Below are 23,146 nucleotides of genomic sequence, written 5' to 3'. Positions count from 1 at the left end.
GCGCGGCCGCCGGAACCGCAGAAGCGGGGGCGGCGGCCGCACCGTATGTTCGCGCAGCGGCTCAGTCGGTGATCTCGGAGTCGAAGGCCTTCGGATTGTCCTTGACCCACTGGTCGACGGCGTCACCTTCCTGGCCCTCTTTGTATTCGTTGACGATGAGGTCCTCGAGCTCTCCGTACGTCTTGTCGTCGAGCTTGATCCCCTTGATGAGCTCCGACGCCTCAGGGAACTCGTCGCTGAAGCCCTCGGTGCCGAGGAAGTGCATCTTCTCCGGATCGCCCATGGCGTTCTTCGGATCCTTGAGCTCCTTGACGTCGTAGGCGTTGTTCGCCCAGAACGGACGCCACAGGGTGACGACGATGTCGTCCTGCGCCTCGATGGCATTGCCCAGCTCGGTGAGCATGGCCGGGGTCGAGGAGGTGACGAGTTCGAAGTCCTTCTCGAGGTCGTAGGCAGGCATCATCGAATCCTTCGTCACCTTGGTGAGACCGGCCCCGGGCTCGATGCCGACGATCTTGCCGTCGAACTCGTCGGCATTGTCTTTGAGTTCATCCATCGAATCGATGTCGACATAGTCGGGCACGACGATCGTGTTCTGCGCCTTGTCGTAATAGGTGCTGATGTCCTCGATCTTGTCGCCGTACTCATCCATGTACTGCTTGTGGGTCTTCTCCGGCCAGGCGGAGGGGTAGATGTCGATGTCGCCGTTCGCCACTCCCGCATAGAGGATCGCGGCCTCGGAGATCGTCTTCAGCTCGGGCTCGTATCCCAGCTTCTCGAGCTGGTCCTCGAGCAGGAACGCGGTGCTGCGGCTGTCGGACCACGAAGAGATGTAGCCGATCTTGATTGTGCCCTTGTCGCCGTCGGAGCCGGAGTCCTTGCTGGCTTCCTGGGAGCACCCGGTCAGGGCGAGACCCAGGGCCGCGCAGGCGGCGACGACGGTGGTGATTGTGCGTGACTTCATCAGTTTCCTCTTCGCGGTGGCTGCTCGAGCGCGGTGAAACCGCCGACTCTGGCAATTCCGATCGTCCGAGCAGGAACATGTGAATGCAGGATCATTTGTGATCACAAAAGTTGGTACGGCAATGTAATCACATTATTCGCGTAACTTCCAGTGGCGTCCTCCAGATCTGCCGTGGCCCCCGACCGGTGTCCGGAGAGCTCCGCCCGGCGGACAGCTGAATGCGGCAGACTACCGGCACGGAACGGGACCAAAACGAGCCCGGTGCGGGACCGAAGCGAGCCAGACGCGGGCCAAGAACGCTTCGGCAGCGTCAGAACAGGGGCTGCGGCAGGGCGTCTTCGAACTCGAGGAGACGCCGCTTGGTCTCGAGCTCGTGCCCGGGCAGCCCGCCCGAATACCCGCCGAGTCCGTCACCGGCGACAACACGATGGCAGGGGACGATGATCGGGATCGGATTGAGTCCCATGATTCCGCCGACGGCACGCGCCGGAATCCCGGTTCCGCTGGCTTCGGCGAGCTGTCCGTAGGTGACCGTGGTCCCTGCCGGGACCTCTTCGGCCAAGGTCGTCAAAACGGTCCTCGCGACGTCCGAGATCTGACCGAAGTCCACGGGCAGGTCGAAATCGCCGAGGCGGCCGTCGAAGTACGCTCGCAACTGGGCGACCGCCTCGACGAGGGTCGGATCCGAGGCGGCGGCCGTCTCGGTGGGGATCGGATCGGCGGCGTCGGTCGCCTCGGCGGAAATGTGCCATTCGAGTCGGACGATGGACCGGCCGTCGCTGGTCACAGTGAGGGGGCCGACGAAAGTGTCGACGGTTGCCGAATCGGTCGTCATGGGATGTCCTCCGTCCGGGCCGGCACACCGAAAACGGTGTCAACGGCGATTCTCAGCCGAGTCTACTCACAAAGCAGTGCCCTCCCGACTCGTCCGAGTCGGAAGGGCACAGCATTTCATGACCGCACGCCGGGCAATGGGGAAGCCCGCAGCTGAGCCGACGATGTCGTCCTCAGTGCGGCTGCTGCCGCGGCGTCAGGATCACTTCTCGTCCGGCAGCTCACCTTCGTAGGCGTCGGGGTTGGCCTTCAGCCACTCGGCGATGGCCTTTTTGCCATCATCCTTGTACTTGTTGACGACCAGGTCCTCGAGGTCTCCGTACTGCTTGTCATCCATCTTGATCTTCCCGACGTAGTCAGCAGCGTCGGAGAACTCTTCGCCGAAGCCCTTGGTCGCGGTGAAGTGGAGTTTCTCGGGGTCTCCCATCGCACCCTTCGGGTCCTCGAGGTCCTTGACCGGGTACTCGTTATTGGCCCAGAACGGACGCCACAGGGTGACGACGATGTCCTTCTCCGCGTCGGTCGCATTGCCGAGCTCGGTGAGCATGGCAGCGGTCGAGGAGGTGACGAGCTCGTATTCGTCGTCGAGACCGTATTCGGGAATCATCGCCTTGGTGGCCTTCGTCAGACCGGCTCCGGGCTCGATTCCGATGATCTCGCCGCCGAAGTCCTTGCCCTTGCCCTTGAGGTCCTCGATCGAGTTGATGTCCTTCATGTACTTCGGGACGGCGATCGTGAGGACGGCATTGTCGTAGTAGGCGCCGAGGTCTTCGAGGTCGTCACCGTACTCATCGATGTACTGCTTGTGCGTGACCTCGGGCCACGAGGACGGATACATGTCGATATCGCCGTTGGCGACACCGGCGTAGAGGACGGCCGCGTCGTTGAAGGTCTGGGTCTCGACGTTGTAGCCCATCTTCTCCAACTGATCTTCGAGCAGGAGCGAGATGCTCTGGCCGTCGGTCCAGCCGGTGACGTAGCCGAGTTTGATGTCGCCCTTGTCGCCGCCTTCGCCACCGTCCTTCGATGCTTCCTGTGAGCAACCGGTCAGGGCAAGGCCGAGGGCTGCGACCGCAGCGACTATCGGGGTGAGGAATCTTCTCTTCATTGTGTGTTCCCTTTCTCTAGTGATCGACTATTCAGACTGTGTGGTCCATCGACTCAGGCGGCTGCCGCAGCCGCCTTGTTCTTCGCGCTGCGACGACGCATCCCCGCAACCAGCGAGTGCGGGTAGTCCTTCGCATTGCCCAGGGCTGCGGTGACGCGATCGAGGTAGACCGCGATGATCACGACACCGAGTCCGGCTTCGACACCGAGCGGCAGGTTCTGGGTGGCGATCGCTTCGACGACGTTCTTTCCGAGTCCGTCGGCGCCGACCATGCCGGCGATGACGGCCATCGCCAGTGCGAGCATGATGACCTGGTTGATGCCGGCCATGATCGTCGGGGTGGCCAAGGGCAGCTGGACTCCGCGGAGGATCTGGCCGGGAGTCGCACCGAAGGACTGTCCGGCTTCGACCGTCTCCGAATCGACCCCGCGGATGCCGAGCTCGGTGAACCGCACACCCGGGGGCAGAGCGAAGATCACCGTGGCCACGAGGCCGGGAACGACGCCGATGCCGAAGAAGGTGACTGCCGGGATGAGGTAGACGAATGCCGGCATCGTCTGCATGAAGTCGAGGATCGGTTTGATGACCGCCGAGGCTCTGTTGCTGCGCGCGGCCAGAATGCCGACCGGGACGGCGATGATGATGGCGATGACAGCGGCGATGATGATCAGCGCCAGGGTCTGCATCGCGGCCACCCATTGGTCCATCGTCATGATGAAGAACAGGGTGATGAGCGTGCCCACGGCCATCTGCCACGAGCGGAAGATCCAGCCGATGAGCGCCAGCAGAATGATGATGACGAGCGGGTGGAGGTCGACGAGTACGTCGGTGAGGACTTCGATGAGGAAGTTGAACAGCCAGGTGACGGCGTCGAAGAACCATGCGACGTTGTCTTTGAGCCAGTCGAAGACGGTGTCGACCCAGGCTCCGATCGGAATTCGGATGTTCTCCATCAGCTCTCACTCCTTCCGCCGGTGGCCTGCGGTGCGACTGCATCATCGCCTTCGGCGAGTACCTGGTCGATGATTCCGGTGTCGACCGGCTCGGGCCAGTCTTCGACAGCGGCTTCCGTCGAGGCCTCGTCGTTGCCGTTCTGCGTGCCGAGCGCGGCGAGCAGCGTGGCTCGGGGGACGACGCCGACGAGTTCGCCGTCCGCGTCGGTGACGGGCACCGGCAGAGGCATCTCCGCGGTCGGGAGGAAGAGATCGATGAGCAGGTCGTCCGGAGATGCGGGGTGGGCGACCGGTTTGATGATCTCGTCGAGAGTCGTGGCACCTGTCCGGATGTGTTCGATGCAGTCGCGGTCGCTGACGAGGCCGAGGAACTTCCTGTCCCTGTCCGTGACGTACACGCCTGAGGCGCCGTTGTCGCGCATGGTGCGCAGTGCAACTCGGGGACCGTTCTGATTGCTCACGGTCTGCCGAGCCTTCTCCATGACGTTGTTGGCAGTCAGCACGCGGGCCCGGTCGACGTCGTGGACGAACTGTGCCACGTAGTCGTTGGCCGGGTCGGTGAGGATGTCCTCCGGGGTGCCGACCTGGACGATGCGTCCGTTGCGCATCACCGCGATCCGGTCACCGAGGAACATCGCCTCATTGAGGTCGTGGGTGATGAAGATGATGGTCTTCTTCAGCTCCCGCTGCAGTTCGACGAGCTGTTCCTGCATCTCGCGCCGGATCAGCGGGTCGAGGGCGGAGAAGGCTTCGTCCATGAGGAGGATGTCGGTCTCTGCCGCCAGCGCGCGGGCCAGGCCGACGCGCTGCTGCATACCGCCGGAGAGCTGTTCGGGGAACTTGTCGCCCCAGCCTTCGAGGCCGACGGCCTTGAGCCAGCGGTCGGCGGCCTTGTCCCGCTCCGCCTTCGTGACTCCGCGGATCTCGAGCGCATAGGCGGCGTTGTCGCGGACGGTGCGGTGCGGGAGCAGTGCGAAGTGCTGGAACACCATCGAGATGTGTTCGCTGCGGACCTTGCGCAGTGCGGCCGGATCGATCTTCGCGATGTCGGTGCCCAGCACCTCGACGGATCCGGCGGTGGGTGCCCAGAGTCCGTTGAGAGTGCGGATCAGGGTCGACTTGCCCGAGCCTGACAGGCCCATGACGACGAAGATCTCGCCGGCCTCGACTTCGAAGCTCGCATCGATGACGGCGGCGGTTCCGAGTTTTGTCAGATCATCTCGGTCGGCGCCCTCTTCAAGTCGTTTGACGACTTCGTTTTCGCGCTTTCCGAAAACTTTGTAGACGTGTGACGCTTTGACAACGCTCACGTGCTTCCTCCTTGCATTCTTGGCAGTCCGCAAGAACGAGAGGCTTCACCCCCGTTTGCACGGTTCGGTGCTCGCAGATCAGATCCGAATAGCTCAATTGCGCACGCGCCTCACCGCACACGGATATCTGATCCACCATTGTAGTTTTGTTCAGGGTTTTCGGTAGAGATCTTGTTGGGATTATGCGGCGCGTCGCCCTTGACTAGCGCTCTGACCTGGGCAAACAGATGTTCGTGCGTTACTTGATTGTTATAATCATCGATTGGAGCATGTAGGTATGCCGTTAATGGATTTGATACCGGATATGGGATTTTGATGCAGTAGGCGGCCTTGCCTCCGGAATTCCTGCCTTCAGGAATTCTGCAGCGATTCCGTGAGGAATCGGACCACGGCCGGAGTGACCACCTCGGCGAATTCTTCGAAGAATCCGTGTCGGCCGTCCGGCAGAATCAGCAGCTGAGATCCGGGGATGCGCTCGTGGAGGATGCGGGCGTTCCCGACCGGGTTCATCCGATCGGCATCGCCGTGCATGATCAGCGTCGGGGCGGAGATCTCGGGCAGCCGGTCCCAGGCATTGTGATTGGCGCTCACGCGCAGATGGGCGGATGACTCGGCCGCCGTCATCGTGTCGTCGCCGAGCATCTTGCTGTACTCCGCCGATACCGTCCATTCGGGGGTGTAGAAGAGGTCGAAGAGGTACTGCGTGTGCTCGTCACCACGCAGCCTCGCCAGAGCTTGGCCGACCTCACGCGGACGCTTGACGGCATGCGGCCCGCCGGGCGAGGTGCACCCGAGGACCAGAGCGCTCACCCGCTCCGGATGGTTGAGTGCCAGCATCTGCGAGATCCGCCCGCCCATGGACGTGCCGTAGATCGCGGCCCGGTCCGCGCCGAGGTGGTCGAGCACGTCCACGGCATCTTCGGCGAAGCTCGCTGTCGACAGTTCCCCGAGCTCACCCCGGCTGCCGCCCGTTCCGCGATAGTCGAACGTGATTGTGCGGAAGTCCGGTTCGACGTCCCCGCGCAGATCGTCCCACCACTCGTGCGAATTCGACTGGCCCTGCAGGAGGAGCAGTGCAGGAGCGTCCTCCGGCCCGCTGACCTGGACCTCGAGGGGGAAGCCATCGCGTGCGCTGATCCTGCCCACCTGCTTCGTCTCCACCCGTGTCCTCCTGCCCGCGCGCGCCTGGTCACCGCCTACGCTTGAGAAATGAAATCCTTGCCGTTCCTCAATCCTGCCGCAGGATCGCCCGCGGTGCGCAATCCTGGGCGACCTGCCGTCATCGTGCCGACACAGGCAATCGATGCAGATGAGCTCACTGCCGAATGCGCCGCGGCCGCCGCGACTGGAATCGTCGACGCCGTCGAATGGCGCATCGATCCGCTGCTCGTCGTCGCCTCCGGTCCTGCGCAGGGTGGGGTGCGCAAGAGTGTGCACAGCCTCGCCGAGGCGGCCCTTCGCCTGCTTCCGAGTGCACTCACAGCGGGGTTGCCGATCCTCCTGACCGTCCGCACCGGATTCGAGGGCGGGCAGGTGGAGATCACCGAGGACGACTACGCCGAGGTGGTGCGGGAACTCATCGCCGGGGTCGCCGACGTCGAGGCAGACGCCGGAACTGCTGCCTGCACCGGTCCCACCGGCACCGCCGCCTCGGGCGTTCCCGGCAGCGCATCATCGGGCGTTCCCGTGGCCATCGACGTTGAGATCGATCGGGCCGCGTCGGTCTCCCTTATCGCCTCGGCGCAGGAAGCGGGCGTGCCCGTCGTCGCTTCGCACCACAATTTCGAGTCCACGGACTCACCCGAGCGCCTGCTGAAGACGTTCGCTGCGATGGGTGAGGCCGGTGCTGATGTGGCCAAGGTGGCGATGATGCCGCAGGCGCCGGCCGATGTTCTGCGTCTCCTGGAGGCGACTGCCGCGGCGGATGCCTCGCTGCCGGTTCCCGTGCTCGGAATCTCGATGGGATCGTTGGGCCGGACGAGCAGGATCATGGGAGCCGACTTCGGCAGCTGCGCCACATTCGCGCAGATCGGTCAGGCTTCGGCGCCGGGGCAGGTCGAGGCATCGGTCCTCGCCGAGATCCTCGACCGCGTCGGACCTAGGTGTGGATGAGCGGCCTCAAAGTTCATACGTAGTGATCTTGATCAGGGCGTATGAATTTCTGACTCGCGTTTGCTGGCGGGCCGGGCTCAACCGGCAGATTTCGCCAGGGAAGCAGACGGCCCGCGAAGCATGAGCTTCGCGGGCCGCTTCGCTGCTGCAGAAGCAGCAGAAGGTCAGCGGAAGATCAGTCAGTGACCTCTTCGATCTGCTTGCGGAACTTCTTCGGCAGGGCCTCATCGCCGAAGTTGTTTCGCACGGTGTTCGCGGCGATGCGCTGAACCACGAGCTGAGCCACGGCCACACCGACACCGGAGACGATCGTCCAGGCCAGGGCCTCGGACATCGAGATCTCGTCATCGACGGGGTTCGACGGCGCCGGGCGCTTCGTCGACTTCTCCCACGCGAAGGTCAGGGTCTTGCGAGCGACGAATGCAGCTGCGATAGGCGCTCCCACGCCGATGATCTGCCAAGCGAGCTTTCCCATGCTCGTGTCCTTTCCTTTGAACATTGAGTCCCACGACTCTTACGAGACGCGGGAACGTATTCCGTCGAAGTCAACACTAACGCAGGACGATGCGCGCGAGGCCACCCGAGATTGAACGAGGTCGAGAAAGTTCGCTCATTTCATACTTTTGGGGGATGTGCCGGGCAGACCGGGGGAGATAGCGTGAGAGCACGCTTCGATCGGGCAAGGGAAGGTCTGGGTCGAAACGTGAAGAGAAAGGCACACGATGATGAGGAAGTGGAAGACGCGCGTCGTCACCGGACTGTTCGTCTGTGGCGCCCTCGGATTCCTGCTTGCGCTGCTGCCGGGAATGTCCGGCGTCTTCTGGCCGGTGTGGCTGATCAGCTGCGCCGCCTGCATCCTCGGGCTCGTTCTCGCCTTCACTCTCCCCTCGGCGAAACCCGCCGACGCTCTGCCCCGAGCCTGAGGGCTCGGGGCAGCGCATCCCCGAAGGCGCCCAGAGTCCGGCCACCCCGGGGCAGCGTATCCCCGAAGGCGCCTGCCGCCGCTCGGAGCCGGCGGCTCCCACGGCCTCACCGTCCGCGGATGATCTCCTGGAACCTGTCAGTCAGAGTCTGATCGACTGAGATCGCGTTCCCGTCGAGTTCGCGCAGCGCGACCGCCGTGCGCATCGACGAGACGTACCAAGCCCCATCCGCCGCCTTGACGTCGTCGAGGCTCAGGTCGGCATATTCGGCGCTCAGGCCCAGTTCCTCCGCATGATCGAAGATCAGGCGCTGCGTCGTTCCCGACAGCAGGCCCGCCTCCGGATTCGGAGTGAGCAGGTGGTCGCCTCGGCGGATGATGAGATTCGCGGTCGGTCCTTCGAGCACGATTCCGTCATGGGAGACGAAAAGCGCCTCATCGGCGTCGTTGGCCGCGGCATAGCGGCCGGCGGCCTGATTGACCGCATAGGACAGAGTCTTCGCGCCGATGAGCAGCCACGGTGCCTTGCTGCCGATATAGGCGTCGAATCCGCGGTCGAGGCTGACGGCGGTGACACCTTGCTCCCGAGCTGTACGGATGTGGTCGTCCACGGGCACGGGAAAGGCCCACCCGCGGCCCCGGAAATCTCCGTTCGCGTCCTGCTCCCCGCGGGAGAGGGCGTAGCGGATCCCGAACTCGACATTCTCGGGATCGGCGGCGGCCACCTCGGCGATGAGGGAATCGATGACCCGATCCCACAGTCCTTGGTCGGGATCGGGCAGATCCAGCGCCGAGGCGGATGCGCGGAACCGGGTGAAGTGCCGTTCCCGTGACACCACGGTGGCACCGTGCGCACCCACGCTCACCAGTACGGTTTCGAAGATCCCGTCCCCGCGATGAGCGGAGAGGTCCGTGACGGGCAGTTGGGCGGAACGCAGGTCGGTGAGTTCGAACGTGCCGGTGGCAGGGTTGACGAGGATGAGCGGATCGGTCATGCGGTACCTCCGAAGAGCAGGCCGAGGGCGTAGGTCACGGCAGCGGCGCCGAAGCCGATGCCGAGTTGGCGCAGGGCGCGGGGGCCGGGCGATTTGCCGGAGAGCAGGCCGACGATGCCGCCGGTGAACAGCAGTGCGATGCCGACGAGGCCGGCGGACAGGAACACGGCGGGCAGTCCGGACATGCCGAAGATGTAGGGCAGGATCGGGATGAGCGCGCCGGAGGAGAAGAAGCAGAAGCTTGAAAGGGCGGCGCCGAGGCCGGTGCCCAATTCGTCGCGGTCGACTTCGGAGTCGAGGTTCGGCAGCCTCGGTGCCTGTTTGTTCTTCGCCGCCGCGATCGTGCGGTTGGCGCGGGCCTCGGCTTCGCGGGCTTCCATTCCGCGGGCGCGGAAGACGAGAGCGAGCTCGTTGGCGTCGATGTTGAGGTCGGCCAGAGCGTGCCGGGACTCGGGATCCGGAGTGGAGGCGTCGAGGAGTTCGCGCTGGGAGCGCACCGAGATGTACTCGCCGGCTCCCATCGACAGGGCTCCGGCGAGCAGTCCGGACACGCCGGTGAGCAGGATGACGGTGTTCGAGACTCCAGCCGCGCCGACACCGAGGACGAGGGCGAGGTTCGAGACCAAGCCGTCGTTGGCACCGAAGACGGCGGCACGGAAGTTCCCCGACAGGCGGGCGCGGGAACGGGCGGCCAGAGCACGGACCACCTCGGCGTGGATGCGTTCATCGGCGGCCATCTCGGCCGAGGCGGCTTCGTCTTCGTCATACGGCGAACTCGTCTCGGACTGCTGAGCCAGGGCGAGGACGAACACGGAGCCGAACATGCGGCCGAGGAACGCCAGGCAGCGGGTGACGAGATCGGCGGAGCGGCGCTTCTGGGCGTGTTCACCGAGGAGGGAGATCCAATGCTCCTGATGCCGGGATTCCGCTGCGGCGAGGCTGAGCAGGATCTCGCGGTCCTCGCCCTTGCGGCGTTCGGCGAGGTTGCGATACACCCGTTCCTCGAGCCGCTCGTTGGCGAGGTAGCGCTGCCAGCGGCGAATGGTCCGCCGGTCGGGGGAGGCGGGCGGAGTCCCTCCAGCGGAGTCATTGGTCGTCACTGGTCCAAGTCTAGTCGTGCGGTCTGATTCCGGCACGGGCGGCCGTGAGGGGGCTGAGAAGACGGGCCGGGTTGCGCGGTGCGATGCGCGGGCAGGCAGCAGGTGAGGCCGGGGCGTCGCGGGAGTGACCGGTGGTGCGGCCGCAGTCGCCGCAGAGAATCCGCATGTGAACCGCAGACAGTCCGCGTGTGCGAAATCAATCAGTGACCGGTTGTTATCAATTCGTAACATGAAAGCCCGCTGGGGTGCGTTAGATTAATGACCAATGTGAGTTGTGTCACCGTTTCGTTATAGAAGCATGTGATTCGTTACCAACGACGAATCATGGCGAAGCGTCAGAATCGAGCTTCCCCGCAAGTGCAGCCGTAGATGGGCCGGCACCGGTATGGCCGAGGAGTCATGCCGCGCCGGTCGCTTCCGGTGCGCCGTCATGTGCGATTCCTCTGGACACAGACAAAGGAGCGAAAGGAACTCCATGAAGTTGCGCACGAAGAGCTGGCTGGCGGTCACCGCCACGGCCGGACTGGTCCTCGGCGGGGTGAGCCCGGCACTGGCGGCGGGCACCGCGGGGCCGACTGAACACACCGATATGGGCGTCAACGGCGACGCCGTGATGGAGCATCTGCAGAAGATCTCCGACATCTCCACCTCGCACGCGGATGAAGGATTCCGCGCGCTGGGCACGCCCGGCTACGAAGAAGCCGTGGAATACGTCGAATCCACCCTCGAGGCGACCGGTGCCTTCGATGTGAAGCGTCAGGCCTTCGAGCACGAACAGCAGAAGGACGGCACGGTCGAGGTTGTCGTCGACGGCGAGAAGGTCGATGTCAACACCGCAAGCTACACCGAGGCGACCGAAGAACCGCTGACTGGCATACCCGTGGTCCTGCCGGTCGATGATGACAACAGCGACCTTGCGGGCGGGCAGCTCGGCTGCTCTGCCGATGATTACGATGAGTCTGCTGAAGGCGCGCTCGTCCTCGCCTCCCGCGGAGAGTGCTCATTCGGCGAGAAGGCGCAGGCCGCCACCGATGCCGGTGCCGCCGCGCTCATCATCTACAACAATGACGCCGACAATCCCGACGAGGAGCTCAACGCCACCCTCGGTGGGCGGATTGAGAATGGCACCCCGACCGTGACGGTGACCTACAAGGTCGGCCAGGATCTCCTCTCCAAGGTCGAAGACGCAGCAGAGGCCGAGGGTGCGGCTGAGAACGGCGGCACCGAGGCCGGCAGCGGCCTCGCCGGCGGAGGCGAGGCGAGTGAAGCCGACGACGCAGACGAAACGACGGGCGACGAGGCTGAGGCCGGCAACGATGCCGCAGCGGCCGCCGTGCTCACGGCCGACTTCACGCTCGAGACCGAGTATGTGACCTCGACGACATGGAACGTCATCGCCGAGACCAAGGCCGGCGACCACGATAACGTCCAGATGTTCGGTGCCCACCTCGACGGTGTCGCAGAAGGTCCCGGCGTCAACGACAACGGTTCGGGATCTGCGGCGCTGCTCGCTTCCGCCGAGGCGCTCGCGAAACAGCCGACCGATGTCGACAACGCCATCCGCTTCGGTTGGTGGGGAGCCGAGGAAGAGGGACTCGTCGGTTCGACACACTACGTGGAGAGCCTCGACGATGCCGAGCTGGGCAAGATCAAGTCGTACATGAACTTCGACATGATCGGGTCCGACAACTACATCGTCGGCACACTCGACTCGGATGGCTCAGATGTGCCGATTCCCGACGGCGTCAACGTCCCCGAAGGCTCGGCCGAACTCGAGAAGGTCTTCACTGACTACTTCGCCGATATCGACCAGCCCAACGTCGGCACCGATTTCTCCGGGCGCTCGGACTATCAGGCGTTTATCGACAACGGCATCCCGGCCAGCGGCCTGTTCTCCGGCGCCGACGGTACGAAGACCGCCGAGGAGGCCGAGATGTTCGGCGGCACCGTCGGCGAGAAGCATGACACGAACTACCACCAGCCCACGGACACGATCGAGAACGTGAGCAAGGAATCCATCGACATCTTCGCTCCCGCCATCGGTTTCGCCGTCCACACGTTGGCCTATGACCTCACCGACGCGCCGACGGATCCTCCCACCGATCCGACGACTCCGCCCACGGATCCCACTGATCCGCCCACGGAGACGCCGACCGAGGCTCCTGATGAGCGGGCTCTGAGCATCGATCCGAAGACGATCGAGGCGCCGGACTTCGTCAGCGAGAAGGGAGTCCAGGTCGCGGCCACCGGCTGCACCGCCGACTCCACCGCGACGATGACGGTGACCCCGAACAACGGGAAGATCGAGAAGTTCGAACAGACTGCCGAGGTCGGAGCCGACGGCACCGCTCGATTCGGAGTCCGCGGACTCGATGCGTCGATGGTCGACAGCTACATCGGCACCTACGACGTCACGGTCGACTGTGAAGGCGGGAATCCGCTGACCGGATCCTTCGAGGTCGTCGCCGAGGGTGACGGGCCGGGTGCCGGTGACGGCGGCAACGGTGGCGGCGGAGGAGATCTGCCGCGCACCGGTAACGAAGCCCTGCCGCTGATCCTCTCGGCCGGAGCGCTCATCGTGCTCGGTCTGGCGATGACGCTGGGTTCACGCCGCCGCCGCAGCTGAGCGGCATCCGAGACAACGTGCCCTGAACGGCACGGACGGCCCGACGTGGGCCGGTGACTGGAGACGGTCGCCGGCCCGCGTCGGGCCGTTCTCGTCCGCGATGATGACGATGGCCGCGGTTCGAATCCGGCGCCGATGACGCAGCTGAGTCTGCCCTGAACCAGATCTGAGATCGAGCGACTCACCTGGCGGCGCTCCTCAGGGGGCGTTCACCTTGTCCGGGCACAATGGTCTTCTGTGACTCCCAAACGCTTCTTCACCTTCTTCGCCATCGCCGAGACCGTCACCTGGACTCTGCTGCTCATCGGCATGTTCCTCAAATACGTCACCCACACCACCGAGGTGGGGGTGCGGATCGGCGGAGGCATCCACGGCTTCATCTTCATCTGCTTCGTCATCGCCGTCATCGGCGTCGGCACCTCGCAGCAGTGGAGCAAGCGTCGCATCGCCACGGGTCTCGGATCGGCGATCATTCCCTACGCCACGATTCCCTTCGAGCGTTCCGTCGAGAAGACCGGATCTCTCGAAGGCGACTGGGGTCTGGGCCGCAACGGCCGCACCCCGCAGACCTGGTTCGAGAAGCTCACCTCGTGGTGCATCCGTTCGCCCTGGCTGGCCATCGGGCTGGGCATCGTCTTCGTCATCCTCGTCTTCTCGGGGCTGCTCCTGGCAGGCCCTCCCGGCGATTGGGGCAAGTGAACCTGATCACTGCCGCGGCGAGGTGAGGGCGGACTTCCACCGCACGGTTGACGGTCGGGACGGCCGCCTCGGCGAGATTCTGCCCTGTCGCGTGGGGGTTTCTGCCCTGTCGCGTGTCAGAGCGCTCGCATAGGATGGAGGGGATCGGCCGGCGATCGGCCGGTCGGCACACCCCACCGCGATGAAAGGCCCACTGATGGACCTGCTCTTAGGCGCCGGAGGAATCGGCGTCCTCGTCCTCATCATTCTGATCGCCCTGTTCGTGATCCTGCGCTCCTACAAGATCGCTTCACCGTCCGAGGCGCTCATCATCACCGGCCGGAACGCCTCGGGCGCGTCGGGAACCGGGCGCATCGTCATCGGGGGCCGCTCGGTCGTCTACCCGATCGTGCAGAAGGCGTTCATCCTTTCGCTGTCCTCGCGGCAGATCTCCGTCGAGATCGACGGCATCTCCATCAACGGCATCGCCCTGCGTCTGCGCGGTGTCGCCCAGGTCAAGGTCGGCGGCACCGAAGACGATGTGCGCAAGGCCGCACAGCGTTTCCTCGATCAGCAGGACCAGATCGACCACTACTCGAAGGAGATCCTCTCCGGCACCCTGCGCGCAGTGGTCGGCACGCTCACCGTCGAGCAGATCATCCAGGACCGCGCTTCCTTCGCCGCGCAGGTGCAGGAAGAGTCCGCGCACTCGATGAACAATCAGGGCCTCATCATCGACACCTTCCAGATCTCTGCCGTCGAAGACGAAGGCAGCTATCTGCGCGACTGGGGTCGTCCGCAGGCCGCCGAAGTGGCGAAGAACGCAGCCATCGCCGAGGCGAACGCCGGCCGTGCTTCGGCCGTCGAACAGGCGCAGCAGAACGAGGAGACCCAGAAGCAGCAGGCGCTCACCGATCAGGCGATCGCCGAACAGCAGCAGCAGCTGGCACTGCGCCGGGCCGCGCTGAAGGAAGAGGCCGATCAGCGACAGGCCACGGCCGACAACGCCGGCCCGTTGGCCGCGGCAGCCGAGAAGCAGAAGCTGCTCGAGAAAGACCGGATCGTGGCGAAGGAAGCTGCGGAGCTGCGTGCCGAACAGCTCGACGCCGAGGTGCGCCGACCGGCCGACGCCGAACGCTACCGGCAGCAGGCCGCGGCCGATGCCCGTGCCTATGAGATCGAGGCGCAGGGCCGGGCCGAGGCCGCCGCCGAGCTCCACCGTCGCTCGAAGGACGCCGAGGCCATCCGCCTCGAAGGTGAAGCCGAGGCCGATGCGATTCGTGCCCGCGGTGAAGCCGAAGCCGAGGCGCTGCGTGCACAGGCCGAGGCCTACAAGCAGTTCAACGACGCGGCCGTGCTGTCGAAGGTGCTCGAGGTGCTGCCCTCGGTCGCCGGGGAGCTCGTGGCGCCGTATGCGAACATCAAGGACCTCTCCATCGTGTCCACCGATGGCGAGTCGAAGCTCGCGAACTCCGTGTCGAACAACCTCTCGCAGGTCCTCGAGGTCGTGCGCGGAACGACCGGTGTCGACCTCACCGACCTCGTCGCCAAGGCGAAGGGCTCCGGCGGAGCCGGCTCGAGTGGTGATGGTTCGGGCGAGCCCGGTGGAAACGGCGGGGCCGGTGGAAACGGCGGGGCCGGTGGTTCTGGCGGGACTGCTCCCGATGGTTCATCTGGGGCGGACCGCGCCTCGGACGAGATCGTCGACGGGGTCGTCGCAGACGGCGCGGCTGCCGGTCCGCGATCGACAGGCACAGGATTCGACCCGAAGGCCTTCCTCGATGACAGCGGCGTCGACCTCGACCGGATCGGAGACGAGGTGAAGAAGGCTACAGGCTTCGATGTGCAGGCCTATATCGACGAGGCGAAGCGTCGCCTCGACGAGAGCGGTACAGGCGCGTCCGGGGCCGGCTCGGGGGCGGGTCCGGGTTCGGCTTCGAACTCGGGCGACGGCAGCGCCTCGCCCGACGGCGATGAGCCGGGCGACGGTCAGGACGACGACGGCAAGGGCTCCCAGGGCTGACCGCGGCCCCAGGTGAGGGGCGCCCACATCGTGCAGGCAGCGGCCGCCGAGGACATCCTCGTCGGCCGCTTCTTTCGTGGGGTTCGTCAGATGCATAAACAAATGTGCATATGTTAATGTGTTGAGTCGAGGAGGTATCAATGGCTCACGATCATGCGCATGGTTCAGGTTCGCGGCGGCAGCTGCGGATCGTCTTCGGCATCGTCGCGACGATCTTCGTGTTTCAGCTCATCGGTTCGGTGGTCACGGGCAGTCTTGCGCTGCTCATCGACACCGGCCACAACGCCGTCGATCTCATCGGCATCGGCATCGCGCTCTTCGCAGCGAGCTTGATCAGCAAACCGACGGGCGGACAGAAGACCTGGGGGTTCCGCCGGGCGGAAGTGCTCGCCGCCGGCGCTCAGGCGACTCTGCTGTTGGGGCTCGGCGTCTACAGCCTCATCGAAGGCATCCAGCGGTTCTTTGTCCCGCCGGAGGTGCCCGGACCGGGCCTGCTGCTCTTCGGTGCCATCGGCCTCGTGGGCAACCTCGTCTCCATCGTCATCCTCAGCTCCTCGAAGGAAGACTCCCTCAATCTCAAGGCCGCATTCCTCGAGGTCATCGCCGATGCGCTCGGCTCGGTGGCCGTGATCTTCGCAGCCCTGGCGATCTGGCTCTTCGGCTGGGACCGGGCCGACGCCGTGGCTGCTCTGGTCATCGCGGCGCTCATCGTCCCCAGGGCGTTCGCCATCCTGCGCGAGACCGGATCGATCCTGCTCGAAGAGGCGCCGAAGGAACTCGACCTTGACAAGGTCCGCGAGCATCTCGAGTCAGTCGAACACGTGCAGGAAGTCCACGACCTCCACATCACCCGCATCGACTCGAACCTGCCGGTGCTCACCGCTCATGTCGTTCTCGCCGATGAATGCTTCTATGACGGGCATGCTCCGCGCATCCTCAAGGCTCTGCAGGAATGCCTGACGGAGCACCACAAGATCGCGATCGAACACTCGACGTTCCAGTTCGATCGGGCGAAGGACGCCGCCGAGGAGACTCACACCCACGACTGAGGCGGCCCTCCCCGTGTGGGTCGGTGACCGGTGAAGGGAGGGCCGCCTCGGTGGGATTCGGGTCTCTGCCGGGCGCTGCTCAGACGGCTGCGAGATCCTCGGCGTGGATGGCTTCGAGCTGAGCGACGATCGCCTCGGTCATCTCGACGGTATTCGACTCGCCGCCCAAGTCTCGTGGCAGGATCCCGGCTCTGGTGGCATTCTCGATGGCCCGGCGGACGCGGTCGGCCTCTGCTGTCAGTCCGAACTGGTCGAGCATGAGTGCGGCCGACGAGATCGCTCCGATCGGGTTCGAAATTCCCTGTCCGGCGATGTCCGGGGCGGAGCCGTGCACAGGTTCGAACATCGAGGGGAAGCGTCGCTCGGGGTTGAGGTTCGCGCTCGCTGCGAGGCCGAGGCTGCCGGCCAACGCCGAGCCGAGATCCGAGAGGATGTCAGCGTGCAGGTTGGATGCGACGACAACGGACAGCTGCTCCGGGTACAGGACGAATTTCGCGCTCATCGCGTCGACGAGGACGCTCTCGGTCTCGACATCGGGGTAGTCCTGGGCGACACGGACGAACACTTCGTCCCACAGCACCATTCCGTACTGCTGAGCGTTCGACTTCGTCACGCTGGACACCTTCTTCACGTCCCGAGTGCGCGCGATATCGAACGCGAAGCGGATGATTCGTTCGCATCCCTTCTCCGTGTGCAGGCTGGTCTGCAGCGCCACCTCGTTGCCGGGGCCGCGTCCGCTGAGGTTGCGGCCGCCCATCCCTGCGTACTCACCTTCGCTGTTCTCCCTGACGACGATCCAGTCGAGCTCGGTATCGTCGGCCTTCCGCAGCGGGGACTCGACGCCGGGCAGGAAAGTGACGGGGCGGATGTTCGCCCACTGGTCGAAGGGCTGTGTGATCGCCAGACGCAGCCCCCACAGGCTGGTGTGGTCAGGGACGTCGGCCGAACCGACCGCACCGAAGTAGATGGCGTCGTGCTTCTCGAGTTCCTCGAGTCCGCCTTCGGGGATGTACCGGCCGTTCTTCAGGTAGTACTCCGAGCTCCAGGGATACTCGGTGACCTCGAACTCGACTGTCCCTTCGGACTGTTTGGCGATGGTGTCGAGCACGCGCAGTCCGGCGGCGACGACCTCGCCGCCGATGCCGTCGCCGGGGATGGAGGCGATCGAGAAGGTCTGTGGTTGGGTCATGATTCTTTCGTCCTTGGTCGAAGGGAGTGGAGAACTCGTGGCGCCTGCGGCGTCCGGGAATATCGCTCTGATTCCATTGAGCACTCGATCCGTTGATAAGTCCAAGATCGGATTGTGATGATTCAGATAGGTGGTGCCTATAGCTGAAGATCGATCGCCAGCTGCAGCAGTCGAGCTGCCGCGGGCGTCAGACCTTCTTGACGTGCGATGGCCGAGACGTGCAGAGACGGTGCGCCGGAGATCGGGGCCAGGCGCACCTGGCCTTCGGCGGCAAAGCTCTGCCAGGAGGCGGGCAGCACCGCTTGGCCGATGCCGGCCCTGACGAGGGGGAGGATCGAATTGCGGTGAGTCACCTCGGCGACGATGTCGATATCGATGCCGCGCCCGATGAGCTCGTCGACGTACGCGCGCATGAGCGAGCCCCTGTGGGAGACGATGAGTCGTGTGCCGGCGAGGGATTCCGGGGTGAACGCCTCGGCATCGAATGAAGCGGACATGGACGGGCCGGTGGCGAGCATGAGGGGCTGGTCCGCCAATGGGACGACCTGAAGGTCGCTGACCAGCAGAGGGCCGCGTCCGCCGAGGAATCCGATCTCGGCGCGACCGTAGCGAACGGCTTCGACCGTCTCGTCGACGGTGAAGGTGCCGTTGAGATCAAACGAGACCTGCGGGTGTTCACGCGTGAAAGTCGACAGCAGAGACGTCAGCGGCTCGATGCTCGGGGTGGGCATCGCCGCGATCTGGATCCGACCCGACCTCAGTCCGCGTAGGCCTCGCACGTGCGCTTCCGCCGTCTCGAGGTCGCGGATGACGAGCCTGGCCGGTCCCTCGAGTTCCCTGCCCGCTTCGCTGAGCGTGATGCGACGTCCGACCCGGTGGAAGAGTGTCACGCCGAGCTCCCTCTCGAGCCCTTTGACCGTCTGCGACAGGGAGGGCTGGGCGACGAGGAGTGACTCCGCAGCTTTCGTGAAGCTGCCGGTGTCGACGACGGCGAGGAAATGGCGGATCTGACGAATATCCATAGGTCAAGACTATCGATTGCATCGAGAAATAGCCTTGGACTATTTGAGCCAGGTCCGTCAGGCTGAAACGACGGCGATGAAAGGACCAATGACGGTGAGTACTTCGCAGAAATACGGCAGCAACGGTGCGTCAGGGCTGATGACCGATGTGCGTGAGGCCCTGCTGGGCGGCAAGACATTTCGAAGTCTGAGCGAGCAGAAGCTCTCTCCGCGGGAGGAGAAGTTCGAACGGGCTCGGATGACTTCGGGTTTCATCCTTGCTCCGCTTGTGACGATCGTCTTCGCACTCATCCCGATGGGGCTGAGCTATCAGCAGCACATGCTGGCGGCGATCCTCCTCGGCGTCATCGTCCTCTGGATCACCGAACCGGTGCCGATCCCCATCGGCGGTCTCATCGGTGTCGGCGCAGTCGTCGTCCTCGGGATCGTGCCGGCCGCAGATGCGGTCGGGCCCTTCGGCTCTTCGACGATCTTCACCTTCATCGGTGCGTTCATCCTCGCCCAAGCGATGCTCCACCACGGAATCGCCCAAAGGCTGGCATTGACCGTTCTCGCACTGCCCGGTGTCGGGAAGTCGGTCTACCGCGTGATCCTCGCCTTCGGCCTCATCACCTGTGTGCTCTCCGCCTTCGTGTCGAACACGGCGACTGTGGCGATGCTCATGCCCACGGCGTTGGGCATCCTCGCCGTGATCGCCGAGCTCATGCAGGAGCGCGGCATCGTGAAGAAGGACTTCGACCCGCTGCGGCTCCGGGTCGGTGCGGCACTGCTGCTCATGCTGGCCTACGGCGCGAGCGTCGGCGGGCTGCTCACTCCAGTCGGTTCACCTCCGAACCTCATCGGACGCGGACTCATCGAGGAGGCGACGGGGACGAAGATCTCCTTCGGCCAGTGGATGGCTGTGGCCCTGCCGATCTGCGTGGCGATGTTCGTCATCCTCGCCGTCGTGCTGTTCCTGCTCAACAAGCCGGAGATCCGGAAGATCGAAGGCGTCGAAGAGTATGTGAAGAAGGAGCTCGCCGACCTCGGTCCCGTGTCCCGTGCGGAGAAGAACACCCTCTTCGCTTTCGGAGTCACCGTGGTGCTGTGGCTTCTGCCGGCATTCGCGGCCCTGTTCACAGGCACCGATTCGGCGATCTACGAGTTCCTCGACTCCCGCCTCGACGAAGGGATCGTCGCCGTCATCGGCGCCTCGCTGCTCTTCATTCTTCCCGTCGACTGGAAGCGTCGCGAGCCCACGCTGACCTGGACACAAGCGGCGAAGATCGATTGGGGCACGATCATCCTCTTCGGCTGCGGCATCATCTTCGGAGCCCTGCTGGCCGACACCGGTCTGGCCGAGACGATCGGCACAGGATTCGCCGACGGCCTGGGCGTGACGAGTCTGCTCGCCATCACCGCAGTGTCTGTTGTGCTGGCGATCCTCATCTCGGAGACGACGTCGAACACCGCAGCGGCGGCCGTGATCGTGCCGATCGTCATCCCGCTGTGCCAGGCGGCGGGCATCGATCCGTTCGTGCCGGCGATGGCCGCGACCTTCGCAGCGTCATTCGGTTTCATGCTCCCGGTCTCGACGCCGCAGAACGCGATCGTCTACGGCACCGGAGCCGTGCCGATCACGAAGATGATCCGCACCGGATTCTCCTTCGACATCGCCGGAGCCATCCTCATCGTGGCACTGGTGCCGGTGATGATCGGGGTCGTCGGCCTCGGTCAGTGAGGTCGCGCCGGCGGGATCCTGCAGTGAAGGCGGCCCAAGCTGCCGGTCGGTGACCGGTGAGGGGAGGGCCGCCTCGGCGAATCTTGTCCTACTGGGCGGGCAGGATCTCCACTGATTCGGTGCGGAAGCGTTCGAGCTTGGCCGGGTCGATGGAGACGCCGAAGCCTATGCCGGTGGGCACGTCGACCTTGCCGTCGTACATGACGATCTCCTCGGTGATGTCCTCGTGGAAGAACCGATTCGATCCGGAGATATCGCCGGGCAGGGTGAAGCCCGGCAGCGAAGCCAAGGCCGCATTCGCCGCCCGACCCAGACCGGTTTCGACCATTCCCCCGTGCCAGACGGCGACGCCGTGGGCGGCGGCGAGATCGTGGATCTTCTTCGCTTCGATGAACCCGCCGACCCTTCCGGGCTTGATGTTGATCACCGAGGTGGCGCCGAGCATGATCGCGTCCGCGGCAGCCTCGGCGGAGACGATCGACTCATCGAGGCACATCGGGGTGTCCATGAGCTTGGCGAGCTCGGCGTGCTGGCGGATGTCGGCTTCGCCGAGGGGCTGTTCGATGAGCAGGAGACCGTAGTCGTCGAGGCGACGCAGGTGTGCGGCATCGACGAGGGTGTAGGCGGCGTTCGCGTCGACCTGGAAGCCGAAATCGTCGCCGAAGGCCTTGCGCACGGCGGCCACCGGGGCGATGTCCTTGCCGGGTTTGATCTTCAGCTTGATCCGGGCGTAGCCCTCTTCGAGGTAGCCGCCGATGACCTTGACGGTCTCCTCGACGGAATCCTGAATGCCCACCGACACTCCTGAAGGCACGGAGTCGACGACTCCGCCGAGGTAGTCCTTGAACGACTGGTTGTTGAGCTTGAGCTGGGCCTCGATGACGGCCATCTCCAGAGCCGACTTCGCCATCGGGTGGCCGATGACATGACGCAGGTGCCAGCCGACGGTCTCCGCAGTGAGATTTTCGACGTCGAAGAGCAGCGGTGCCAGCCAGCGGCGAGTGACGTCGATGCCGGCGGCCACATATTCGGAGGAGTAGAGCGGAGAGATCATCGCCACGGACTCTCCCCACCCGGTGATCTCACCCTGCGGGGTGTCGAAGACAGCCTCGACGAGGTAGCAGTCCTTCTCCGTCTCCCGCATGAACGAGGTCTCGAACGGGGTGACGAGAGGAATCGAGACTTGGTGGAGGGTGACTGACTTGAGCTTCATATGCCGGGCTCCTGCTTTGCAACGGGGCGGGTGGGTCTTCGCTTCCACCTTATGCCAGTGGTCCGCGAAGAGGCGGCGAGTATCGCGAATCAGGTCCGGAAGAACCCTGGAGCGGCGGGCCGGCGATTGATAGTGTGAACAAAAGTCTTCCTGTCAGCAAGGGGGCCACCGTCGTGAATGATCACCTGCGCACTTTCACCGCGCGCAGACAGTCCTGGTTCGGCCTCAAGCTGCCGGTCAAGACCGCTCTCGCGCAACCGGCGCTCCACCCGCTGCTGCGAACGATCGCGCCCCGGATCAGGGGGCTGAAGATCGGTCGTCTCCCCGCCCCCATCGAACTCACCGAAATCCGCGGGAGAGCGGGCGGAGCGGACTTCATCCTCGTCGAGCCCTTCCGCTGCGAGATCGCCAAGGAGTTCTACTGGGGAAGGGGCAGACGCACCGAACCCGAAGACGCGTTCGCCCTCGACCTCATGGTCGCGCTCAGCGCCGATGCCGATGTATTCCTCGACATCGGCGCCTACACCGGGGTCTTCACCATGGCCGTCCTCGCCGCGAACGAGCATGTGCGCGCTCACGTCTTCGAGATCATCCCCGCCGTCGTCGCGGGTGTGGAGAAGAACGTCGAACGCAACGGCTTCAACAGCCGCGTGACCGTCCACCCGACCGGGGTCGGCAGCCCCGACACCTGGATGAAGGTGCCCATCGGGGACGGAGGGTCGGCGCTGCCGTCGTTCTACTCCTCCGATATGCGCTTCGACTCCGACGCCGAGGTGCGCTTCACTTCCCTCGACGCACTCCTGCCCGAGGTGCTGGCCGAGGCGTCGGAGCGAGATCCGCAGCTGCACGCCGGTGAAGGTGTTCCTGACGTTTCAAATCGAGGAGAGGCACCGCGCGTGACGGTGAAGATCGATGTCGAGGGCGGTGAGAACGACGTCTTCGCGCACGGGCAGGACTTCCTCGCTGCGCTGCACCCGGACATTCTCTGCGAAGTCCTCGATGACCGCGCGAAACCGCGGGAGCTCATGGGCCACCTCGGCGAGCACGGCTACCGCTATTACCTCGTCGGCGAAGATCGACTGTACGCGCGGACGACGATTCGGCCGGATCCGCGCCTGCGTGACTGGCTGTTCACGCTGAAATCACCGGATCAGATGCGCGCGGCGGGCTACCCGGTCGACTGAAGTCCTGCTGCCGACAGTCAACTGTGCGCAGATTGCACATTTTCGGCTCGAAACTGGCAATCTGCGCACACTTAACTAAGGAGGGAAGGCCCCGGCGCACTGTCGGTGTCTGGGAACTACGGCAGCAGCGAAAGGCAGCAGCTC

The 23,146-nt window shown here is 64.6% G+C and carries 20 protein-coding genes; 8 read left to right on the top strand and 12 right to left on the bottom strand.

Annotated elements, in window-relative coordinates:
• Positions 1-61 precede the first annotated feature (61 nt).
• The 6 genes from HK108_RS10755 to HK108_RS10730 all read right to left on the bottom strand — a co-directional run bounded on the left by HK108_RS10755 (position 62) and on the right by HK108_RS10730 (position 6,330).
• Positions 62-964: a glycine betaine ABC transporter substrate-binding protein gene (locus HK108_RS10755; RefSeq protein ID WP_181271522.1), complete on the bottom strand. Its 903-nt coding sequence runs from the start codon at positions 962-964 to the stop codon at positions 62-64.
• 310 nt (positions 965-1,274) lie between these two features.
• The gene (locus HK108_RS10750) at positions 1,275-1,799 is read right to left on the bottom strand and encodes a methylated-DNA--[protein]-cysteine S-methyltransferase (protein ID WP_181271521.1); all 525 of its coding nucleotides are present in this window, start codon (positions 1,797-1,799) and stop codon (positions 1,275-1,277) included.
• A 201-nt stretch (positions 1,800-2,000) separates the two neighbouring features.
• On the bottom strand, positions 2,001-2,906 hold the full coding sequence (locus HK108_RS10745) for a glycine betaine ABC transporter substrate-binding protein (protein ID WP_181271520.1): 906 nt from the start codon (positions 2,904-2,906) through the stop codon (positions 2,001-2,003).
• Between the two features lie 53 nt (positions 2,907-2,959).
• Positions 2,960-3,859 (bottom strand): ABC transporter permease, encoded by a 900-nt coding sequence (locus HK108_RS10740; RefSeq protein ID WP_181271519.1) that lies wholly within the window; start codon positions 3,857-3,859, stop codon positions 2,960-2,962.
• Positions 3,859-5,169 (bottom strand): quaternary amine ABC transporter ATP-binding protein, encoded by a 1,311-nt coding sequence (locus tag HK108_RS10735; protein WP_181271518.1) that lies wholly within the window; start codon positions 5,167-5,169, stop codon positions 3,859-3,861. The genes HK108_RS10740 and HK108_RS10735 overlap by 1 nt, the downstream gene beginning before the upstream one ends.
• Before the next feature lie 351 nt (positions 5,170-5,520).
• Positions 5,521-6,330: an alpha/beta fold hydrolase gene (locus tag HK108_RS10730; RefSeq protein ID WP_181271517.1), complete on the bottom strand. Its 810-nt coding sequence runs from the start codon at positions 6,328-6,330 to the stop codon at positions 5,521-5,523.
• 48 nt (positions 6,331-6,378) lie between these two features.
• Between HK108_RS10730 and HK108_RS10725 the strand changes: the two genes are divergently transcribed.
• On the top strand, positions 6,379-7,281 hold the full coding sequence (locus HK108_RS10725) for a type I 3-dehydroquinate dehydratase (protein ID WP_181271516.1): 903 nt from the start codon (positions 6,379-6,381) through the stop codon (positions 7,279-7,281).
• 175 nt (positions 7,282-7,456) lie between these two features.
• On the opposite strand, the gene HK108_RS10720 is transcribed toward HK108_RS10725, so the two are convergent.
• Positions 7,457-7,756 (bottom strand): DUF4235 domain-containing protein, encoded by a 300-nt coding sequence (locus tag HK108_RS10720; protein ID WP_092010107.1) that lies wholly within the window; start codon positions 7,754-7,756, stop codon positions 7,457-7,459.
• Positions 7,757-8,006: 250 nt separating this feature from the next.
• Between HK108_RS10720 and HK108_RS10715 the strand changes: the two genes are divergently transcribed.
• On the top strand, positions 8,007-8,204 hold the full coding sequence (locus tag HK108_RS10715) for a hypothetical protein (protein ID WP_181271515.1): 198 nt from the start codon (positions 8,007-8,009) through the stop codon (positions 8,202-8,204).
• Between the two features lie 106 nt (positions 8,205-8,310).
• Here the strand turns inward: HK108_RS10715 and HK108_RS10710 are convergent, their stop codons facing one another.
• Together HK108_RS10710 and HK108_RS10705 are read right to left on the bottom strand one after the other, a co-directional pair.
• Positions 8,311-9,198, bottom strand: coding sequence for an aminotransferase class IV (locus HK108_RS10710; RefSeq protein ID WP_181271514.1), 888 nt, complete (start codon positions 9,196-9,198; stop codon positions 8,311-8,313).
• Positions 9,195-10,298 carry a VIT1/CCC1 transporter family protein gene (locus HK108_RS10705; protein WP_139469001.1) on the bottom strand — a complete coding sequence of 368 codons (1,104 nt, stop codon included), beginning with the start codon at positions 10,296-10,298 and terminating at the stop codon, positions 9,195-9,197. Before HK108_RS10705 ends, HK108_RS10710 begins: the two co-directional genes overlap by 4 nt.
• 475 nt (positions 10,299-10,773) lie before the next feature.
• On the opposite strand from HK108_RS10705, the gene HK108_RS10700 reads away from it, so the two are divergent.
• From HK108_RS10700 to HK108_RS10685, 4 genes are all read left to right on the top strand, one after another.
• Positions 10,774-12,924 (top strand): M28 family peptidase, encoded by a 2,151-nt coding sequence (locus tag HK108_RS10700; protein ID WP_181271513.1) that lies wholly within the window; start codon positions 10,774-10,776, stop codon positions 12,922-12,924.
• 237 nt (positions 12,925-13,161) lie between these two features.
• A complete protein-coding gene (locus HK108_RS10695) occupies positions 13,162-13,623 on the top strand; it encodes a DUF3817 domain-containing protein (RefSeq protein ID WP_139909311.1) in 462 nt (153 codons plus the stop codon).
• A gap of 196 nt (positions 13,624-13,819) precedes the next feature.
• Complete coding sequence (locus tag HK108_RS10690) at positions 13,820-15,625, top strand: flotillin family protein (RefSeq protein WP_181271512.1); 1,806 nt, start codon at positions 13,820-13,822, stop codon at positions 15,623-15,625.
• A gap of 140 nt (positions 15,626-15,765) precedes the next feature.
• Positions 15,766-16,674, top strand: a complete 909-nt coding sequence (locus tag HK108_RS10685) for a cation diffusion facilitator family transporter (protein WP_181271511.1) — start codon at positions 15,766-15,768, stop codon at positions 16,672-16,674.
• 79 nt (positions 16,675-16,753) lie between these two features.
• On the opposite strand, the gene HK108_RS10680 is transcribed toward HK108_RS10685, so the two are convergent.
• Positions 16,754-17,863: a tartrate dehydrogenase gene (locus HK108_RS10680; protein ID WP_181271510.1), complete on the bottom strand. Its 1,110-nt coding sequence runs from the start codon at positions 17,861-17,863 to the stop codon at positions 16,754-16,756.
• A 137-nt stretch (positions 17,864-18,000) separates the two neighbouring features.
• Positions 18,001-18,885, bottom strand: a complete 885-nt coding sequence (locus tag HK108_RS10675) for a LysR family transcriptional regulator (protein ID WP_181271509.1) — start codon at positions 18,883-18,885, stop codon at positions 18,001-18,003.
• 88 nt (positions 18,886-18,973) lie between these two features.
• Between HK108_RS10675 and HK108_RS10670 the strand changes: the two genes are divergently transcribed.
• The gene (locus tag HK108_RS10670; RefSeq protein WP_181271508.1) at positions 18,974-20,605 is read left to right on the top strand and encodes an SLC13 family permease; all 1,632 of its coding nucleotides are present in this window, start codon (positions 18,974-18,976) and stop codon (positions 20,603-20,605) included.
• A gap of 88 nt (positions 20,606-20,693) precedes the next feature.
• On the opposite strand, the gene menC is transcribed toward HK108_RS10670, so the two are convergent.
• Positions 20,694-21,818: an o-succinylbenzoate synthase gene (gene menC / locus HK108_RS10665; RefSeq protein ID WP_139909306.1), complete on the bottom strand. Its 1,125-nt coding sequence runs from the start codon at positions 21,816-21,818 to the stop codon at positions 20,694-20,696.
• Positions 21,819-21,991: 173 nt separating this feature from the next.
• On the opposite strand from menC, the gene HK108_RS10660 reads away from it, so the two are divergent.
• Entirely contained in the window at positions 21,992-23,002 is a 1,011-nt protein-coding gene (locus tag HK108_RS10660) for an FkbM family methyltransferase (RefSeq protein WP_181271507.1), read from the top strand.
• Positions 23,003-23,146 lie beyond the last annotated feature (144 nt).

The organism is Brevibacterium sediminis (assembly GCF_013623905.1).
GTDB lineage: Bacteria > Actinomycetota > Actinomycetes > Actinomycetales > Brevibacteriaceae > Brevibacterium > Brevibacterium sediminis.
This window is presented reverse-complemented; position numbering and strand designations above follow the sequence as displayed.

What these genes read in the sequence shown, in the direction of transcription:
- HK108_RS10670 (WP_181271508.1), top strand. Translation starts at nt 18,974, where the DNA reads ATGACGGTGAGTACTTCGCAGAAATACGGCAGCAACGGTGCGTCAGGG.
- HK108_RS10700 (WP_181271513.1), top strand. Translation starts at nt 10,774, where the DNA reads ATGAAGTTGCGCACGAAGAGCTGGCTGGCGGTCACCGCCACGGCCGGA.
- HK108_RS10685 (WP_181271511.1), top strand. Translation starts at nt 15,766, where the DNA reads ATGGCTCACGATCATGCGCATGGTTCAGGTTCGCGGCGGCAGCTGCGG.
- HK108_RS10720 (WP_092010107.1), bottom strand. Translation starts at nt 7,756, where the DNA reads ATGGGAAAGCTCGCTTGGCAGATCATCGGCGTGGGAGCGCCTATCGCA.
- HK108_RS10710 (WP_181271514.1), bottom strand. Translation starts at nt 9,198, where the DNA reads ATGACCGATCCGCTCATCCTCGTCAACCCTGCCACCGGCACGTTCGAA.
- HK108_RS10680 (WP_181271510.1), bottom strand. Translation starts at nt 17,863, where the DNA reads ATGACCCAACCACAGACCTTCTCGATCGCCTCCATCCCCGGCGACGGC.
- HK108_RS10715 (WP_181271515.1), top strand. Translation starts at nt 8,007, where the DNA reads ATGAGGAAGTGGAAGACGCGCGTCGTCACCGGACTGTTCGTCTGTGGC.
- HK108_RS10690 (WP_181271512.1), top strand. Translation starts at nt 13,820, where the DNA reads ATGGACCTGCTCTTAGGCGCCGGAGGAATCGGCGTCCTCGTCCTCATC.
- HK108_RS10755 (WP_181271522.1), bottom strand. Translation starts at nt 964, where the DNA reads ATGAAGTCACGCACAATCACCACCGTCGTCGCCGCCTGCGCGGCCCTG.
- menC (WP_139909306.1), bottom strand. Translation starts at nt 21,818, where the DNA reads ATGAAGCTCAAGTCAGTCACCCTCCACCAAGTCTCGATTCCTCTCGTC.
- HK108_RS10740 (WP_181271519.1), bottom strand. Translation starts at nt 3,859, where the DNA reads ATGGAGAACATCCGAATTCCGATCGGAGCCTGGGTCGACACCGTCTTC.
- HK108_RS10675 (WP_181271509.1), bottom strand. Translation starts at nt 18,885, where the DNA reads ATGGATATTCGTCAGATCCGCCATTTCCTCGCCGTCGTCGACACCGGC.
- HK108_RS10745 (WP_181271520.1), bottom strand. Translation starts at nt 2,906, where the DNA reads ATGAAGAGAAGATTCCTCACCCCGATAGTCGCTGCGGTCGCAGCCCTC.
- HK108_RS10725 (WP_181271516.1), top strand. Translation starts at nt 6,379, where the DNA reads ATGAAATCCTTGCCGTTCCTCAATCCTGCCGCAGGATCGCCCGCGGTG.
- HK108_RS10750 (WP_181271521.1), bottom strand. Translation starts at nt 1,799, where the DNA reads ATGACGACCGATTCGGCAACCGTCGACACTTTCGTCGGCCCCCTCACT.